The sequence below is a fragment of the Arthrobacter sp. GmRoot5-12 genome (assembly GCF_059739365.1).
On record NZ_AP046056.1, the window covers coordinates 2,624,320 to 2,639,721 of the forward strand.

Annotated in this window: 13 protein-coding genes; 7 read left to right on the plus strand and 6 right to left on the minus strand. The window is 66.4% G+C overall.

Going from position 1 to position 15,402, the window contains the following annotated elements:
* Nucleotides 1–18 precede the first annotated feature (18 nt).
* The 3 genes from AC6JAM_RS12015 to AC6JAM_RS12025 are packed head-to-tail and all read left to right on the plus strand — an operon-like array spanning nucleotide 19 to nucleotide 2,913.
* Entirely contained in the window at nucleotides 19–759 is a 741-nt protein-coding gene (locus AC6JAM_RS12015) for a HEAT repeat domain-containing protein (protein ID WP_056391387.1), read from the plus strand.
* Entirely contained in the window at nucleotides 756–1,406 is a 651-nt protein-coding gene (locus AC6JAM_RS12020) for a uracil-DNA glycosylase (RefSeq protein WP_497934741.1), read from the plus strand. The genes AC6JAM_RS12015 and AC6JAM_RS12020 overlap by 4 nt, the downstream gene beginning before the upstream one ends.
* 49 nt (nucleotides 1,407–1,455) lie before the next feature.
* Entirely contained in the window at nucleotides 1,456–2,913 is a 1,458-nt protein-coding gene (locus tag AC6JAM_RS12025) for an HNH endonuclease signature motif containing protein (RefSeq protein WP_497934742.1), read from the plus strand.
* Between the two features lie 13 nt (nucleotides 2,914–2,926).
* Here the strand turns inward: AC6JAM_RS12025 and nboR are convergent, their stop codons facing one another.
* From nboR to aceE, 3 genes are all read right to left on the minus strand, one after another.
* Entirely contained in the window at nucleotides 2,927–3,577 is a 651-nt protein-coding gene (gene nboR, locus AC6JAM_RS12030) for a nicotine blue oxidoreductase (protein WP_223992647.1), read from the minus strand.
* 34 nt (nucleotides 3,578–3,611) lie between these two features.
* Nucleotides 3,612–4,589: an NAD(P)H-dependent flavin oxidoreductase gene (locus AC6JAM_RS12035; protein ID WP_497934743.1), complete on the minus strand. Its 978-nt coding sequence runs from the start codon at nucleotides 4,587–4,589 to the stop codon at nucleotides 3,612–3,614.
* 118 nt (nucleotides 4,590–4,707) lie between these two features.
* Entirely contained in the window at nucleotides 4,708–7,449 is a 2,742-nt protein-coding gene (aceE, locus tag AC6JAM_RS12040; protein ID WP_144601043.1) for a pyruvate dehydrogenase (acetyl-transferring), homodimeric type, read from the minus strand.
* 310 nt (nucleotides 7,450–7,759) lie between these two features.
* Between aceE and AC6JAM_RS12045 the strand changes: the two genes are divergently transcribed.
* The 3 genes from AC6JAM_RS12045 to AC6JAM_RS12055 are packed head-to-tail and all read left to right on the plus strand — an operon-like array spanning nucleotide 7,760 to nucleotide 10,874.
* Nucleotides 7,760–9,328 (plus strand): NCS1 family nucleobase:cation symporter-1, encoded by a 1,569-nt coding sequence (locus AC6JAM_RS12045; protein ID WP_134164163.1) that lies wholly within the window; start codon nucleotides 7,760–7,762, stop codon nucleotides 9,326–9,328.
* 27 nt (nucleotides 9,329–9,355) lie between these two features.
* Nucleotides 9,356–10,099 carry an aspartate/glutamate racemase family protein gene (locus tag AC6JAM_RS12050; protein ID WP_018768995.1) on the plus strand — a complete coding sequence of 248 codons (744 nt, stop codon included), beginning with the start codon at nucleotides 9,356–9,358 and terminating at the stop codon, nucleotides 10,097–10,099.
* A gap of 13 nt (nucleotides 10,100–10,112) precedes the next feature.
* Nucleotides 10,113–10,874: an SDR family oxidoreductase gene (locus AC6JAM_RS12055; RefSeq protein WP_018768994.1), complete on the plus strand. Its 762-nt coding sequence runs from the start codon at nucleotides 10,113–10,115 to the stop codon at nucleotides 10,872–10,874.
* 40 nt (nucleotides 10,875–10,914) lie between these two features.
* Here AC6JAM_RS12055 and AC6JAM_RS12060 read toward each other — a convergent pair whose 3' ends face one another.
* From AC6JAM_RS12060 to AC6JAM_RS12070, 3 genes are read right to left on the minus strand one after another with little or no spacing between them, the layout of a single operon-like run.
* Nucleotides 10,915–11,292: a sterol carrier family protein gene (locus AC6JAM_RS12060; protein WP_018768993.1), complete on the minus strand. Its 378-nt coding sequence runs from the start codon at nucleotides 11,290–11,292 to the stop codon at nucleotides 10,915–10,917.
* Nucleotides 11,293–11,332: 40 nt separating this feature from the next.
* The gene (locus tag AC6JAM_RS12065; protein WP_018768992.1) at nucleotides 11,333–12,349 is read right to left on the minus strand and encodes an asparaginase; all 1,017 of its coding nucleotides are present in this window, start codon (nucleotides 12,347–12,349) and stop codon (nucleotides 11,333–11,335) included.
* Between the two features lie 53 nt (nucleotides 12,350–12,402).
* Nucleotides 12,403–13,989: a molybdopterin-dependent oxidoreductase gene (locus tag AC6JAM_RS12070; RefSeq protein ID WP_497934745.1), complete on the minus strand. Its 1,587-nt coding sequence runs from the start codon at nucleotides 13,987–13,989 to the stop codon at nucleotides 12,403–12,405.
* Between the two features lie 95 nt (nucleotides 13,990–14,084).
* Here AC6JAM_RS12070 and purD point away from each other — a divergent pair, with 95 nt between their 5' ends.
* Nucleotides 14,085–15,401: a phosphoribosylamine--glycine ligase gene (gene purD / locus AC6JAM_RS12075; protein WP_488315946.1), complete on the plus strand. Its 1,317-nt coding sequence runs from the start codon at nucleotides 14,085–14,087 to the stop codon at nucleotides 15,399–15,401.
* Nucleotide 15,402: the final 1 nt, after the last annotated feature.

The following is a 15,402-nucleotide window of genomic DNA, read 5'->3' on the forward strand; positions in this document are numbered from 1 at the left end:
GCGGCAGGGAGTTGAACGATGACCAAGACGTCGGACTACCGGGCGGTCCTGGAAGCGCTGCCGTCGGCGCAATGGGAGGCGTACCTCCGCGCCGAGTCAGGATTGCCGGGGCCGCGCGGCAACCTTGAACTGGTTGCGGCGTTCGCCGACGTGGCGGATCCCGGCCTCATCCGACGGCTCGTTGACAGTCCGGACGAGTACCTTGCCATGTGCGCTGCTGTCGGCCTCGGCCGCCTGCTTGCCGCGGGTGACCAGCGCGCCGCGGAAACACTAAGGGTCATGGCGGAGGACGGGCGCTGGCGGGTTCGTGAAGGTGTTGCCATGGCCCTGCAGCGGCTGGGAGACGCGGACATGCGGGCACTGTGGGCGTTGGCCAGGGAATGGGTGGACGGGAAGCCCCTGGTCCAACGTGCCCTTGCAGCCGGGGTCTGCGAACCACGGCTGCTCCGCGTACCGGAAGATGCAGCCAAGGCAGTGGAAACCCTCGACCGGATCACGGCGTCGGTCGAAGGAACCGGCCCGGAATCGCGGAAGCTGGATCAATTCCGCGTGCTGCGCCAGGGGCTCGGCTATTGCTGGAGCGTTGCCGCGGCCGCTTCCCCTGCCCTGGGCTTCGCGCGGCTGGAGCGGTGGGCAGCCAGCCAGGACAAGGATGTCCGCTGGATCGTGCGCGAAAACCTTCGGAAAGCCCGGCTGTCCCGCGCGGACGCACCGGCAGCGGAACGCGTTGCGGCGGTCCTGGACCACTCCGGCGGATGACAGCGCCAGCAATTCAAGCCTTCGTTGAGCGGCTGGCCGCCGTCGAGGCCGGGCCGGCCTGCAACAACTTCTTCAACCGTTCCGTCCCGGCGAATGAGCTGCGCCGGCGCAACCTTGAGATCTACCTGCAGGAAATGCTGGACCGGCGGCCCAGGGTACTGCTGGTGGGTGAGGCCCCGGGCTTTAGGGGCATGCGGATCACGGGCGTGCCCTTCACCAACAGGACCATCATCGAAGGTCCCGTCAACAGGTTTGGACTCTTCGGCCCCGGCAAAGGCTATGTGCTGCCGCCGGACGCCGCGGGAATAGCCGCCGAACCTACTGCAACGGTGCTGTGGCAAGTCCTCGAAGAAGTGGACATCGTACCGCTGCTCTGGAGTGCTTTCCCCTGGCACCCCCACCAGCCCGGCAAGCCCTTGTCCAACCGCACACCAAAACCCTCGGAAACCAAGCTCGGAATATCCTTCTGGCAGGAGCTCGCGGAGATCTTCGGGATCAGCTCCATCGTGGCAGTGGGAAATGTGGCCCAGCACAGCCTGCAGCGCAGCGGCCTGGCTGCCCCTAAGATCCGGCATCCTGCCCATGGCGGCCGGTCCGGCTTCAAGCGGGGACTCGAGGAGTTGCTTGAGGGAAGGCTGCAGGATTGACCTGACTCTTCACGGCCAGAATGTCGGACCCCCTTGTCATGATGGGTTTATGGGGAAGGCGGCGGTGGTGAGGGCGTTCGAGGAGATTCGCGCTGCCCTTGCGGTGCTTCAGGCTGAGGTGGATGGGGCGGGTCTGGAGGCGTTCGCGGATGCTGATGCGGGTTCTGATCCGCTGGCCGGTCTGGCCGATGGCTGCCTGGATATTCTGGCCCAGTCCCGGGAGGTCGAGGCGCGGGTTGCGGGGGTGAAGGCGAAGGCTGCGGTGGCGTACGCGGAGGCTGCGCATGCTGTGGCGGGGCCGGACGTGCCGGTGGTGGCGCAGGAGATGGCGGTCGCGGCGGAGATCGGGTGCGTGCTGGCGTTGGGTCCGCGGGCGGCGGCGTCGTTCCTGGCCACGTCCCATGCCCTGACCAGCAGCTTGCCGCGGACTTTGGAGGCTTTGCAGGCCGGGGTGATCTCGTGGCAGCACGCGGTGGTGATGGGCGACGAAACGGCGGGTCTTGATGTGGCGGGGGTGGCGGCGTTGGAGGCGCATTTCCTGGACCCTGAAGCACAGGACGCCGCCCGGGGCTGCCCGGTTGGGGAGCTGCCGGCGCACCGGTTCCGGGTCAAGGCCCGGACCTGGCGGGAACGCCACCACGCCGAATCGATCGAGAAGCGGCATGCGAGGGGTGTGGCGGAGCGGCGGGTGGAGTTCCGGGCGGACCGGGACGGGATGGCGTGGCTGGGCGCGTACCTGCCCGCGGACCAGGCCATGTCTGGGTGGAACCGGCTCACCGCTGCCGCACGGGGTTTGCAGGGGCCGGGCGAGGACAGGACCATGCCCCAGCTGCGGGCCGACAGTTTCGCCGCAGCCATCCTCGGCAGCACCAGCGGCAGCGGGACCAGCGCCGCATCGGGAACTGGCCACCAGTCGCCATCGGTCCGCGCCGAGGTGCTGGTTACGGTTCCGGTGTTCGCGCTGATGGGTTTGACCGATGAGCCGGCGATGCTGGACGGGTATGGTCCGGTGCCGGCGTCGATGGCGCGGCGACTGGTCGCGGACGGGGCGGGCTCGTTCTACCGGGTGTTGGTGGACCCGCGGGACGGGGCGCCGTTGGAGATCGGCCGGAAGAGTTACCGGGTTCCCAGGGCCATGCGGGCCTGGCTGCGGATGCGGGACGGGAAATGCCCGTTCCCGGGCTGCAGCAACACCTCCCTGGACACGGAGGCCGACCATCTCCTCGCCTGGCACCACGCCGGCACCACCGGCATCAGCAACCTGGGACAGCCCTGCCCGAAACACCACAGGCTCCGGCACACCACCGCCTGGAAACCCACCCCGGCCACCACGAACGAACCATCCGGCTGGACCTCACCCACCGGCCGCCACTACACAAGCGAACACCAGGACTGGGAACCACCAAGGTGGCCGGAACGACCACAGCCGGGCAGCATCGACATCGTTCACCACGGCACGTCCCCCTGGGAGGATGCCCTTGAGAAGTTCCTGCACGCCCATGCCTGACCACCCTCGGTTGCTAACGGAGAAGCCCCAACTGGTCCGGGGTATCCACATCCTCACCCGTTGATTGGTCGCTGCAATCCACCTCATCCACCAGTTCCGGATGCGCCCGCAGGAAGCCGCGTGCGCCGGCGTCGCCCTTCACTGTTGCACACACCGCTTCCCGCAGGGTCACGTCGATGAGCAGGGGATGGCCGCGCTGGAGTTCAGCGTCCCCGCCCTCGCCGGGGCCGTCGCGTCGGCGATAGGCGGCAGCGGTAATCCGTCCGGGGCGGTGGCGGTCCAGCAGCCGCTCCACGGTTTCGGAGGTCAGGCCAGGCTGGTCCACCAGCGCAACCAGCAGGTGATCCTGCGGAGCCGCGGCCTGGTTCCCGAGCAGGAAGGAACTGCCCATGCCTGACTGCCATTCCACGTTGGTCAGCACGCGGCACTGGTCCAAACGGGCAGCAGCCTCAACATCAGCTGCTCCAGCCCCCAGGACCACCACCACTTCCCGGCAACCGCCGTCGAGCAGCCTGCCTGCGATGGCCTCAACCAGTGGCCGACCGCGATACGGCAACAGGGCCTTGGGGCCCAAACCCAGCCGTGTCCCGCCTCCGGCTGCCAGCACAATGCCCGTCACCCTGGGGCCAGCCGATTCCGTTCCGCGGGCATCCATGCTCGTCATAGCTGCACTGTAGTGCTTCCGAGGCGGTGGCCTTTTACACACCAAGTTCCCGGGCACGCCGCAATGCGCCAACGGCTCCAGCCACGAGCTCCTGCACGATCCCTGCGGCCGGGAGAATGCTGCTGACCAGCCCCGCGGACTGGCCGGTGAATGGTACATACTCCTCCATCCGCCCCTCCCGGATTCCCGTTCCAATATCTTCCTGGAGCCGGGCCGACTGCTGCACCGCTCCAGCCCGGTTGGGTTGCCACTGATCTATGAAAGGGGTCCGCAGGGCGCGGGGAACCACATCGAAGGCACCGCTCCCCGGTTTCGTGAAGATATCGTCCCAGACCTCCACCTTGACGGCGTCCTGGGCTTCGGCGGCTACCAGGGAGCGTTTCCAGCCTTCGCTGATCGATGCTTCTGTCGACGCCAGGAAACGCGTCCCCATATTGGCTCCCTGGGCGCCCAGCATGAGGGCAGCCGCCAAGCCCCTGCCGTCTGCAATTCCACCCGCAGCCAGAACCGGCAAGGGATTCACCGCATCCACCACCTGCGGCACCAGGACCAACGTGGAGATACTCCCGCCGAACCCGCCGGCTTCAGCTCCCTGGGCAATGATCACGTCCGCGCCGCGGTCCGCAGCCAGCCGGGCCTGCTGGACAGTGTGGACCTGCTGTACAAAAAGGCCACCCGCTGCATGCACCATTGCCGGGAACCCGTACGGATCGCCCAGCGCCATGGAAATCACAGGCGCCTGCATCTCCACAGCTATGTCGAAGGACTCGGGGTGGCCCTGCAGCCAGGGCTGGGTGAAGTTCACCGCGAAAGGCCGCCCGGTGAGCTCCCGGATTCGCCGGATGCTGCCGCGAAGATCCTCGGCGGTGCGAAGTGCACCGCCGAGGCTGCCCAAAGCGCCTGCGTTGGAAACAGCAGCAGCCAGTGCTGCATCGCTCCCGAAGGGCCCCATTCCCGCCTGCATGATGGGGTAGTCAATTCCGAGGAGTTTACAAAAAGACGTCCGCAGCATCGGACTCCACCGCTGCTCCTTCACACAACAGGGACGGGCTTACAGGGCAAGTACAGACCGCAGCTGCACCGTCGTCAATAGGCCCAAAGGCCTCCGGAATTTGGCGCGGTTCCCCGTCTCAGGCGTCGCCGCCCGCGCCACCGGTGGTGCCGGCGTTGACGTCCAGGAGTTTGTAGCGGTCCAGGGCATACGACGGCGCGCCCTCCTCAACCTCGCCCCTCGCCGCCAGCATTTGCAGCACTTTCACCACGATGGAGTGGGTGTCGTTCTTGAAGTAGCGGCGCGCTGCTGCGCGGGTGTCGGAGAAGCCGAAGCCGTCGGCGCCGAGGGTGGCGAATTCGTTGGGGACGAACTGACGGATCTGGTCGGGGACGGCTTTCATGTAGTCGGAGACGGCGACGATGGGGCCGGTGGCGCCTTCGAGTTGCTGGGTGACGAACGGGGTGCGGGCGGGTTGGCCGGGGTTGAGGAAGGCTTCTTCTTCGGCGGCGAGGCCGTCGCGGCGCAGTTCGTTCCAGGAGGTGACGGACCAGACGTCGGCGGAGACGTTCCAGTCGTCGGCCAGGACGCGCTGGGCTTCGATGGCCCAGGGCACGGAGACGCCGGAGGCGAGGATCTGGGTGCGGGGGCCGTCGATCTTTGCCGGTGCGAGCAGGTAGATGCCCTTGATGACGCCTTCGATGTCGAGGTTTTCGGGTTCGGCGGGCTGGACGATGGGTTCGTTGTACACGGTGAGGTAGTACATGACGTTCTTGTCCGTTGAGTCCGGCCCGTACATGCGTTCGAGGCCGGAGCGGATGATGTGGCCGATTTCGTAGCCGTAGGCGGGGTCGTAGGTGAGCACGGCGGGGTTGGTGGAGGCGAGCAGGGGGGAGTGGCCGTCGGCGTGCTGGAGGCCTTCGCCGGTGAGGGTGGTCCGGCCTGCGGTGGCGCCGATGATGAAGCCGCGGGTCATTTGGTCTGCTGCGGCCCAGAAGGCGTCGCCGGTGCGCTGGAAGCCGAACATGGAGTAGAACACGTAGACCGGGACCAGGGGCACGCCGTGGGTGGCGTAGGAGGTCCCGGCGGCGGTGAAGGCTGCCACGGCGCCGGCTTCGTTGATGCCGGGGTGGATCAGTTGCCCGGCGGGGGATTCCTTGTAGGCCAGGACCAGGTCGCGGTCCACGGAGAGGTAGTTCTGGCCCTCGGGGTTGTAGATCTTCGCGGTGGGGAAGAACGCATCCATGCCGAACGTGCGTGATTCATCCGGCACGATGGGCACAATCCTGCCCCCGAACTTTTTGTCACGGAGCAAATCCTTGAGCAGGCGGACGAAGGCCATGGTGGTGGCGGCCTGCTGCTTGCCAGAACCCCGCCTGGCTACCTCGTAGGACTTTTCATCCGGAAGCTCCACAGCACTGTATCGGCTGCGGCGCTCGGGAACCGATCCGCCCAACGCCCGCCGCCGTTCAAGGAGGTAGGCGATCTCGGGTGCATCCAGGCCCGGGTGGTAATAGGGAGGCCGGTATGGGTCGGCGTCCAGTTGTTCGTCCGAGATGGGGATCCGCAGGTAATCCCTGAAGTCCTTGAGATCCTCGACCGTCAGCTTCTTCATTTGGTGCGTGGCATTCCTGCCTTCAAACCGCGGTCCCAGGCCGTAGCCCTTGACGGTGTGGGCGAGGATGACGGTGGGTTTGCCCTTGAATTCGGTGGCGGCTTTGTAGGCTGCGTAGACCTTGCGGTAGTCGTGGCCGCCGCGTTTGAGGTTCCAGATCTGGTCGTCGGTGAGGTCCGCGACGAGGTCTTTGGTCTGCGGGGTTTTGCCGAAGAAGTGTTCGCGGACGAACCCGCCGGATTCGGCCTTGTAGGTCTGGTAGTCCCCGTCGACGGTTTCGTTCATGATTTTCACCAGGGACCCGTCGGTGTCGCGGGTGAGCAGGTCATCCCATTCCCGGCCCCAGACGACCTTGATCACGTTCCAGCCCGCGCCGCGGAAGAACGCTTCGAGTTCCTGCATGATCTTGCCGTTGCCGCGCACCGGCCCGTCCAGGCGCTGGAGGTTGCAGTTGATCACGAAGTTCAGGTTGTCCAGGTTTTCGTTCGCCGCCAGCTGCAGCAGGCCGCGGGATTCGGGTTCGTCCATTTCGCCGTCGCCCAGGAACGCCCAGACCTGCTGGTCCGAGGTGTCTTTCAGGCCACGGTTGTGCAGGTACCGGTTGTTCTGGGCCTGGTAGATCGCGTTCATCGGGCCGATGCCCATGGACACGGTGGGGAATTCCCAGAAGTGCGGCATCAGGCGCGGGTGCGGGTAGGAGGACAGGGCGTGGCCCTCGCGGGACTTTTCCTGCCGGAACCCGTCCAGGTCCTCCTCGGAGAGGCGTCCTTCCATGAACGCCCGGGCGTACATGCCGGGGGAGGCGTGGCCCTGGAAGAAGACCTGGTCCCCGCCGCCGGGGTGGTCCTTGCCGCGGAAGAAGTGGTTGAACCCGACCTCGTACAGGGTCGCGGCACCGGCGTAGGTGGAGATGTGCCCGCCGACGCCGATATCGGGCCGCTGCGCCCGGTGGACCATGACGGCGGCGTTCCACCGCATGTAGGCCCGGTACCGGCGCTCGTACTCCTCGTTGCCCGGGAACTGGGCTTCCTGGTCCACCGGGATCGTGTTCACGTAATCGGTGGTGGTCACCATCGGCACCCCGACGCTCTGCGCGCCGGCGCGCTGCAGCAGGCTCCGCATGATGTATTGGGCACGCTCGGTGCCCTGTTCCCTGATCAACGCATCCAGGGACTCAACCCACTCGGCAGTCTCTTCCGGATCACGATCAGGCAGCTGGTTAGTCAACCCGCTGAGGATATGGGAGGTATCTTCTCCTGCAGCCACGGCAGCCTCTTTTCATCTTCGAATGCTCGGCTTGAGTTTTCATATTACGAGAAAACATTATTGCTAGATGAGATTAGTCAGACGCGGGGGTATGGTCAATGCGACCGGTGCCCCTGAGCCCGCAGAGTGCGCAGGCCGGGAGGAAGAAACGGTTTGTGACTGCCGCCCATGCCGGCATTGCTTGACGTTCCCGTGACGCAGGTCATACTCTTATTTCACTATTCAATATCTCGATTCCGCAATGTGGAATAACAGAAACGACCCGAGGTCGGCCTCACCACACGGAATCCACCAAAGAATTGAGACCCCTATGCAAACCCCTCCATCGGCGGGCGTTGACGCGGACCTGGACCTGACAGCGCCGTCAGCCGGGCCGGTCCACCCGGCCGGCAGCGTTGAAGCCCTGTGCGAATCGGCCAGCGCGGCTTCCGGCAAGAGCATCAGCCCTTCCCTCTACAATGCAGACCTTGCCCCCACCAAGCGCGCAGGCCGCAGCTGGACGAGCTACAGCATCTTCACCCTGTGGGCCAATGACGTGCACAGCCTGGGCAACTACGCCTTCGCCATCGGGCTGTTCGCATTGGGGCTGGGCGGGTGGCAGATCCTGATGGCACTCGGCATTGGTGCCGCGCTGCTGTTCGGCCTCCTTACCCTTTCCGGCTTCATGGGGGTGAAGACCGGCGTCCCCTTCCCGGTCATGAGCCGCATCAGCTTCGGCATCAGGGGCGCCCAGATCGCCAGCCTCCTCCGCGGCGCGGTGGCCGTGGCCTGGTTCGGCATTCAGACGTACCTGGCGTCCGTTGTCTTCCGCGTCATGCTCGTGGCCATGTTCCCGGGCCTCCACGACCTGGACCAGGACTCCCTCCTGGGGCTGTCCACGCTGGGGTGGATGGCATTCGTGGCCCTCTGGGTGGTCCAGCTGGTCATCGTCAGCTTCGGCATGGAGATGATCCGCAAATACGAGGCCTTCGCCGGCCCTGTCATCCTGGCCACCATGGCCGCAATGGCTGTCTGGATCTTCGTGGAAGCCGGCGGAAGCATCGCCTGGTCCTCCAACAAGGCCCTGGAAGGGCCGGAAATGTGGCTCACGATCTTCGCCGGCGGCGCCCTATGGGTTTCGATCTACGGCACCTTCGTCCTGAACTTCTGCGATTTCACCCGCTCAGCCGTCTCAAAGAAGGCCGTGGTCCGCGGAAACTTCTGGGGCATCCCCATCAACATGCTCGTGTTCGGCGCCATCGTGGTGGTCATGGCCGGTGGCCAGTTCAAAATCAACGGGACCATCATCAAGAGCCCCTCGGATATCGTCCAGACCATCCCCAACACGCTGTTCCTGGTCCTTGCGTGCCTTGCCCTGCTGATCCTGACCATCGCAGTGAACCTCATGGCCAACTTCGTCGCCCCTGTCTACGCCCTGACCAACCTGTTCCCCCGGCGGTTGAACTTCCGCAAGGCAGCAATGGTCTCCGCCACCATCGGCCTGGTCATCCTGCCCTGGAACCTCTACAACAACCCGCTGGTCATCGTGTACTTCCTGGGCGGCCTCGGTGCCTTGCTCGGCCCGCTGTTCGGCGTCGTCATGGCTGACTACTGGCTGATCCGCCGTGGCAAGGTCAACGTCCCGGAGCTCTACACGGCATCACCGGAGGGCGCGTACTTCTACAGGAAGGGCGTCAACCCCCGGGCGATCATCGCCATGGTTCCGGCCGCCGTCCTTGCCCTGCTGATCGCCTTCGTACCGGCACTGGCTGCCGCGGCACCCTTCGCCTGGTTCTTCGCAGCGGGCATTGCGGCGGCACTGTACTTCTTCATCGCCGACCGCAACCAAAGGCTGGACGACCACGACGGGGAAGCCATCGCCGTCGTCAGTACCCACTGAGCCAGTCACAAGCCAAGGACCTACCCAATGCGCATACTTGTCGCCAACGTAAACACCACGCAATCAATGACGGACTCCATCGCGGCCTCGGCACGCAGTGTTGCCGCTCCCGGCACGGAAATCGTGGGAATCACCCCGAGGTTCGGCGCGGACTCCTGCGAAGGCAACTTCGAAAGCTACCTGGCTGCCATCGCCGTGATGGACGCCGTCACCTCCTTCCCGGGAACGTTTGACGCCGTCATCCAGGCCGGCTACGGCGAGCACGGGAGGGAAGGGCTCCAGGAACTGCTGGACGTGCCGGTGGTCGACATCACCGAGGCTGCCGCCGGCACAGCCATGTTCCTGGGCCACAAATACTCGGTGGTCACCACGCTGGACCGGACGGTTCCCCTCATCGAGGACCGGCTGAAGCTGGCCGGCCTGGACGCAAGATGTGCTTCCGTCCGTGCCAGCGGAATGGCGGTCCTGGAACTCGAGGAGGAACCGGAACGCGCCGTTGAGGCAATCATCAACCAGGCCATGCTGGCCGTCACTGAGGACAAGGCCGAGGTGATTGTCCTTGGCTGCGGCGGGATGGCGGGGCTGGACGAACAGATCCGGCAACGGGCAGGCGTTCCCGTGGTGGACGGTGTGGCCTCGGCCGTAACCATCGCCGAATCGCTGGTCCGGATGGGCCTTTCCACCTCCAAGGTGCGGACCTTCGCTGCGCCGCGTCCCAAGACCGTCATAGGCTGGCCGCTGAACAAGCCGGCCGTGCCGGCGCAGTTTTAGGCCAGGAGACCGCATGACCACTTCCCTTCCCACAGCACGCGTCGCCGTAGTGACCGGGGCCGGCTCCGGCATTGGCCGGGAGGTTGCCCGGCAGATGCTGGCCGACGGCTACCGCGTGGTGCTGGCCGGCCGCCGCGAGGCCCAACTTGCTGAAACGGCGGACGGCCACGCGGAGGCCCTGGTGGTGCCGTGCGACGTCACCCGGCGCGACGACGTCGAACGGCTTTTCGAGGCAGCGCGCCGGAAGTGGGGGCGGGTGGACGTCCTGTTCAACAATGCCGGCGTGTTCGGCCCCGCCGCCGGGGTGGATGAGATCAGCCTGGAAGACTGGAACGCCACCCTTGCCGTGAACCTCACCGGGTCCATGCTGTGCGCCGCCGCGGCGGTAAGGACCATGAAATCGCAGGAACCGCAGGGCGGCCGGATCATCAACAACGGCTCCATCTCGGCGCATTCACCGCGGCCGCGGACGGTGGCCTATACGGTCACCAAGCACGCCATGACAGGCCTGACCAGGAGCATCGAACTGGACGGCCGGGGCTACGGCATCACCTGCGGGCAGATCGACATCGGCAACACCGCCACCGACATCATGGACACCATCGGCGTCGGCTCGGGGGCCCTGCAGGCAGACGGCAGCCGCAAGGTGGAGCCCATGTTTCCGGTGGCGGACGCGGCCCGCGCAGTACTGATGATGGCCAACATGCCGGCCTCGGCCAGCGTGGGGTCAGTAGTGGTCACCGCTGCGGGCATGCCCTTCATCGGCCGCGGCTAAGGCTTCTGCCGGGCCGGAGCAGCGCGAAGGGCCGGAGGGGCTAGAGGGGCAGCAGGGCTGACAGGTCCGCCCGCAGCCCGGACGCGGCCACCTTTCCGGCGCTGACTGCGTCGGCCCACTCCATCTGTCCCGTCACCATCGCAAGCCAGGTGGCGGCGTCGCACTCAATCACGTTGGGCGGGGTGCCGCGCGTATGCCGCGGGCCCTCAACGCACTGGGTGACGCCGAAGGGCGGGACGCGCACCTCCACGGAGTTTCCCGGTGCACGCGCCGTCAGCTCCTCCAGCGAGTACCTGACGGCAGTGGCCAGGACGGTTCGCGGCAAGGGAGCGTCCGACGACGGCTGGGCAGCTTCCAGCCATGCGTTCAGTGCTGCTTTGCCTTGCTGGACGTCAATACGACGGCGGGCTACGGCCATGCGGTCAGCCTTCCTTTGATGTCTGGTGTGGGAAGGGGTGTCAGTCCAGGAGGGCGGAAACAGCGGGGCCCAGGCGGATCTTTCCTACCGGCCGTCCGCCGCCCATCACCGGTTCCACAACCTGCTCCAGGGCGCTGGCAACTCCCGGGATCTCCACGGCCCCCGCCGCGGCGAGCAGCGTCAGGGCCACCAGCGAGGTGGCCCTGATGTTTCCGTCCAGGATCTTGACGGCCACGGACACGCCCTGCGGAGTGGCCATGGCCAGCACCCCCTCTGCCCCGATCTTGGCGATGATCTCCAGCTCGTCCATCACCAGGGTGTTGGCCTCGCCACGGCCCTGTACCGCCCATGGGTAATCGAGCATCGAAGTGGCGATGGTGGCGGCCCTGGCGCTGAAGCTCTGGTCCCCGGGAGCCTTGGCGAGCTGGGAGTAAGCCCTGGCCAGGCCTTTCAGGGAGACAGCCGCCACGGGGGCGCCGCAGCCGTCGATCCCCAGGTGGGCGATCTTCTCACCCGTGTATTCCTCCACAACGGTGCGCACGCGCTGCTGCAGCGGGTGGTTCGGCTCCAGGTAGCTGTGCGTGTCCCACCCGTTTTCCGTGCAGGCCCACAGGAAAGCGGCGTGCTTTCCGGAGCAGTTGTACGCCAGCCGCGACTTGCCCTTTTCGGAGCGCACCAGCCAGTTCCGGGCCGTTTCATCCTGCGGCCAGGCCTCGGGGCACTGCAGCTGGTCTTCACGGACTCCGGCGGCCTTGAGCATGCCCGCCACCACGTCCATGTGGTCCAGGGAGCCCGTGTGGCTTCCGCAGGCAATGGCCACCTGGGCGCCCCGCAGCGGAACCCCGGACTGCATGGCGGCCAATGCCTGGAACGGCTTGAGCGTGGACCGCGCGAAGATGGGCGTGTTGATGTCTCCGAGTTCGGTGACCACCGAGCCGTCGGCGGACAGGAGCACGGCGGAACCGATGTGCCGCGACTCCACAAAGCCGCTGCGTTCGATCACGGCCAGTTCGACGGCGGAGTCAACAGTGAAGGTGGCATGCGGATTATGCGGCATACTGCCAGTCTATGGGCCAGCCCCGCAGAAGCCCGGGCACTCCGGGCTGCGGCCTACTGCACGGTGACCATTATCGACTGCCAGCCCGACGCACCGTCAGGCACGGGATCTGCGCGCTGGTCGGTTTGGACCGCCCCGGTCCCGTCGGTTGCCCGTACCTTGATGTAGTGGGGGCCGGGCGTGGCGTCCCACTCATAGGACCACTGGCGCCAGGTAACGGTGGACGCTTCGGCGGAGAGGGTGGCTTCCGCCCACCCGCCGTTGTCGATCTGGATTTCCACTTTGCTGATGCCGCGAGTTTGGGCCCATGCGGTGCCGCCCACCGCGACTTTCCCGGCCGGCACCTTCGCGAAGGACTTGGGCACGTCCACGCGGGCCATCGTCTTGATGGGGCCGCGCTCGGACCAGCCGCGCTCGGTCCAGTAGGCCTTGCTGTCCGCGAAACGGGTGACCTCCAGGTCCACCACCCATTTGGTGGCGGAAACAAACCCGTACAGTCCGGGGACCACCATCCGCACGGGGTAGCCGTGCTCCAGCGGAAGCGGCTCACCGTTCATGCCGATGGCCAGCATGGCGTCCCTGTCATCCTGCAGAACCTCAAGGGGAGTGGAAGCGCTGAAGCCGTCGATGGACTTTGACAGCACCATGTCTGCTCCGTCTTTGGGCTTGGCGCGCGCCAGCACCTCACGGATGGGCAGGCCCAGCCACTTGGCGTTTCCGGCGAGGTTGCCGCCCACTGGATTGGACACGCAGGTGAGCGTGACGTGGGATTCGATGAGCTCGGCGTCGAGCAGGTCCTGGAAGGTGAGCGTCACTTCCTGCTCCACCAGCCCGTGAATGCGCAGTTCCCAGTCGTCAACGTTGATTTCCGGCACGCTCAAAGCCGTATCGATCCGGTAGAACTCGCCGGTGGGCGTCAGCCACGGCGGGACGCCGGGGACCGTGGACTGGACCCCGGCCGGTACGGCGGCTGCAGCTTTCGCCGGCGTTGGCAGGCTCAACGCTTCACGGGCCTGGGCCACATTGCTGCGCGCCGCAGCCAGCAGCCGCCCACCGGTGGCGGCGATGCCCGCGGCTACGGCCGTGATCCCGGCAGTGGCGAAGAAGCGCCGGCGGCTGGTGCCTACGCCCCCAGGCCGTTCGCCGCCGTCGGACGCTGTATCCGCCGGTGCTTCCGGCCACGCCTTCAGCCCCCACAGCGGCACCATCAGGCGGTGCAGGACCACCAGTCCGGCCAGGGTTCCCAGCACCGAAGGGATGGCGTCGGCGGGCCCCACGCCGGCGCGGGTCACTACGCTGGCCACGATCACGGCCCCCATGAAGAGCACACCCAGGACGCCGAGGGCCCATTTCCGGTAGGCCACCACGCCCAGGATGCAGGCGAGCACCGCAATGGTCAGGCCCATGCCCACGAATAGCGCTGTCTTGTCGTTGGTGCCGAACGTGGCGATCGCAAAGTCCTTGAGCCACGGCGGTGTGAAGTCGATGAAGGTGGACCCCAGGGCAAAGAGGGGGGTGGCGCGGGCGGTAAAAAATGCGCCAATCAGCTCCGCAACGGCAAGTACGACGGCGGCTGCCACCACGCCTGCCAACGCGGCCATGGTTCCGGCGCCTGTCATCCTGTTTCGCAGCTTTGTCATATGTATGGTTCGGAGCGGGCGGGACTCCGGATTGACCAGGCGGGGGAGGACACAGCTTAGGAGCGGGGAGGGTGCACAAAGTACCCTTGGACACTGTGAAGGTACTCGTCATTGGCCCCGGAGGCCGCGAACACGCCATTGTCCGCTCCCTGCTCGCCGACCCCAACGTGTCCGAGGTCCACGCGGCACCTGGCAATGCCGGCATCAGCAAACTGGTTCCCACCTACGACATCAACGGAAACGATCCCGACGCCGTCGCCGGGCTGGCCGCACGGCTCGGTGTGGACCTCGTGGTGGTGGGCCCGGAAGCTCCGCTGGCCGCCGGCGTATCGGACGCCGTCCGCGAAGCCGGGATCCCCGTCTTCGGACCCAGCAAGGCAGCAGCCCAGCTTGAGGCCTCGAAGGCCTTCGCCAAGGAGGTCATGGCGGAAGCCGGCGTCCCCACGGCGATGGCCATGGTGGCCACCAACGCCGAGGAAGCAGCATCGGCACTGGACACCTTCGGCGCCCCCTACGTGGTGAAGGACGATGGACTCGCCGCGGGCAAGGGTGTTGTTGTCACCCGCAACCGCGATGAAGCTTTGGCGCATGCCCAGTCCTGCTTCGACGCCGGCGGCTCCGTGGTCATCGAGGAGTTCCTGGACGGCCCGGAGGTTTCCCTGTTTGTGCTCTGCGACGGGCAGAACACGGTGGCGCTCTCGCCCGCCCAGGACTTCAAGCGCATCTTCGACAATGACGAAGGGCCCAACACCGGCGGCATGGGTGCCTATACCCCGCTTGAGTGGGCCCCCGAGGGACTGGTGCAGGAAGTCCTCGAACGCGTGGCCCAGCCCACCGTCAACGAGATGGCCCGCCGCGGCACCCCTTTCGTCGGCGTGCTGTTCGTCGGCCTGGCCCTCACGTCACGCGGCACCCGCGTGATCGAGTTCAACGTCCGCTTCGGCGACCCGGAAACCCAGGCCGTCCTCGCCCGGCTCAAGACCCCCCTCGGTGCGCTGCTGATGGCCGCCGCCAAGGGCGAACTGGACAAGGCTGAGGAGCTGCGGTGGTCCAAGGAGTCCGCCGTCGCCGTCGTCATTGCCTCCGAAAACTACCCGGACACGCCCCGCACCGGTGACCGGATCCGTGGCCTCAAGAAAGTGGAAGCGCTGGACGGCGTGCACGTTATCCACGCCGGAACCGCCCTGGACAAGGAAGGCAAGGTGGTGTCCGCCGGCGGCCGTGTCCTGGCGGTTGTCGCCCTGGGCAGTGACCTGGTGGAGGCGCGCGAGAAAGCGTACGACGGCGTGGAGCTGGTCCAGCTGGACGGGGCGCAGTTCCGCACCGACATCGCCCGCAAAGCCGCCCGTGGCGAGATCAAGGTTCCTTACGGCGCCACCGGTTCGATGCCCATCGTGAAAGCAAAGGCCTGAC

What these genes read in the sequence shown, in the direction of transcription:
- AC6JAM_RS12050 (WP_018768995.1), top strand. Translation starts at nt 9,356, where the DNA reads ATGCGCATACTTGTCGCCAACGTAAACACCACGCAATCAATGACGGAC.
- AC6JAM_RS12070 (WP_497934745.1), bottom strand. Translation starts at nt 13,989, where the DNA reads ATGACAAAGCTGCGAAACAGGATGACAGGCGCCGGAACCATGGCCGCG.
- AC6JAM_RS12045 (WP_134164163.1), top strand. Translation starts at nt 7,760, where the DNA reads ATGCAAACCCCTCCATCGGCGGGCGTTGACGCGGACCTGGACCTGACA.
- AC6JAM_RS12035 (WP_497934743.1), bottom strand. Translation starts at nt 4,589, where the DNA reads ATGCTGCGGACGTCTTTTTGTAAACTCCTCGGAATTGACTACCCCATC.
- nboR (WP_223992647.1), bottom strand. Translation starts at nt 3,577, where the DNA reads ATGACGAGCATGGATGCCCGCGGAACGGAATCGGCTGGCCCCAGGGTG.
- AC6JAM_RS12055 (WP_018768994.1), top strand. Translation starts at nt 10,113, where the DNA reads ATGACCACTTCCCTTCCCACAGCACGCGTCGCCGTAGTGACCGGGGCC.
- AC6JAM_RS12060 (WP_018768993.1), bottom strand. Translation starts at nt 11,292, where the DNA reads ATGGCCGTAGCCCGCCGTCGTATTGACGTCCAGCAAGGCAAAGCAGCA.
- AC6JAM_RS12065 (WP_018768992.1), bottom strand. Translation starts at nt 12,349, where the DNA reads ATGCCGCATAATCCGCATGCCACCTTCACTGTTGACTCCGCCGTCGAA.
- AC6JAM_RS12020 (WP_497934741.1), top strand. Translation starts at nt 756, where the DNA reads ATGACAGCGCCAGCAATTCAAGCCTTCGTTGAGCGGCTGGCCGCCGTC.
- AC6JAM_RS12025 (WP_497934742.1), top strand. Translation starts at nt 1,456, where the DNA reads ATGGGGAAGGCGGCGGTGGTGAGGGCGTTCGAGGAGATTCGCGCTGCC.
- AC6JAM_RS12015 (WP_056391387.1), top strand. Translation starts at nt 19, where the DNA reads ATGACCAAGACGTCGGACTACCGGGCGGTCCTGGAAGCGCTGCCGTCG.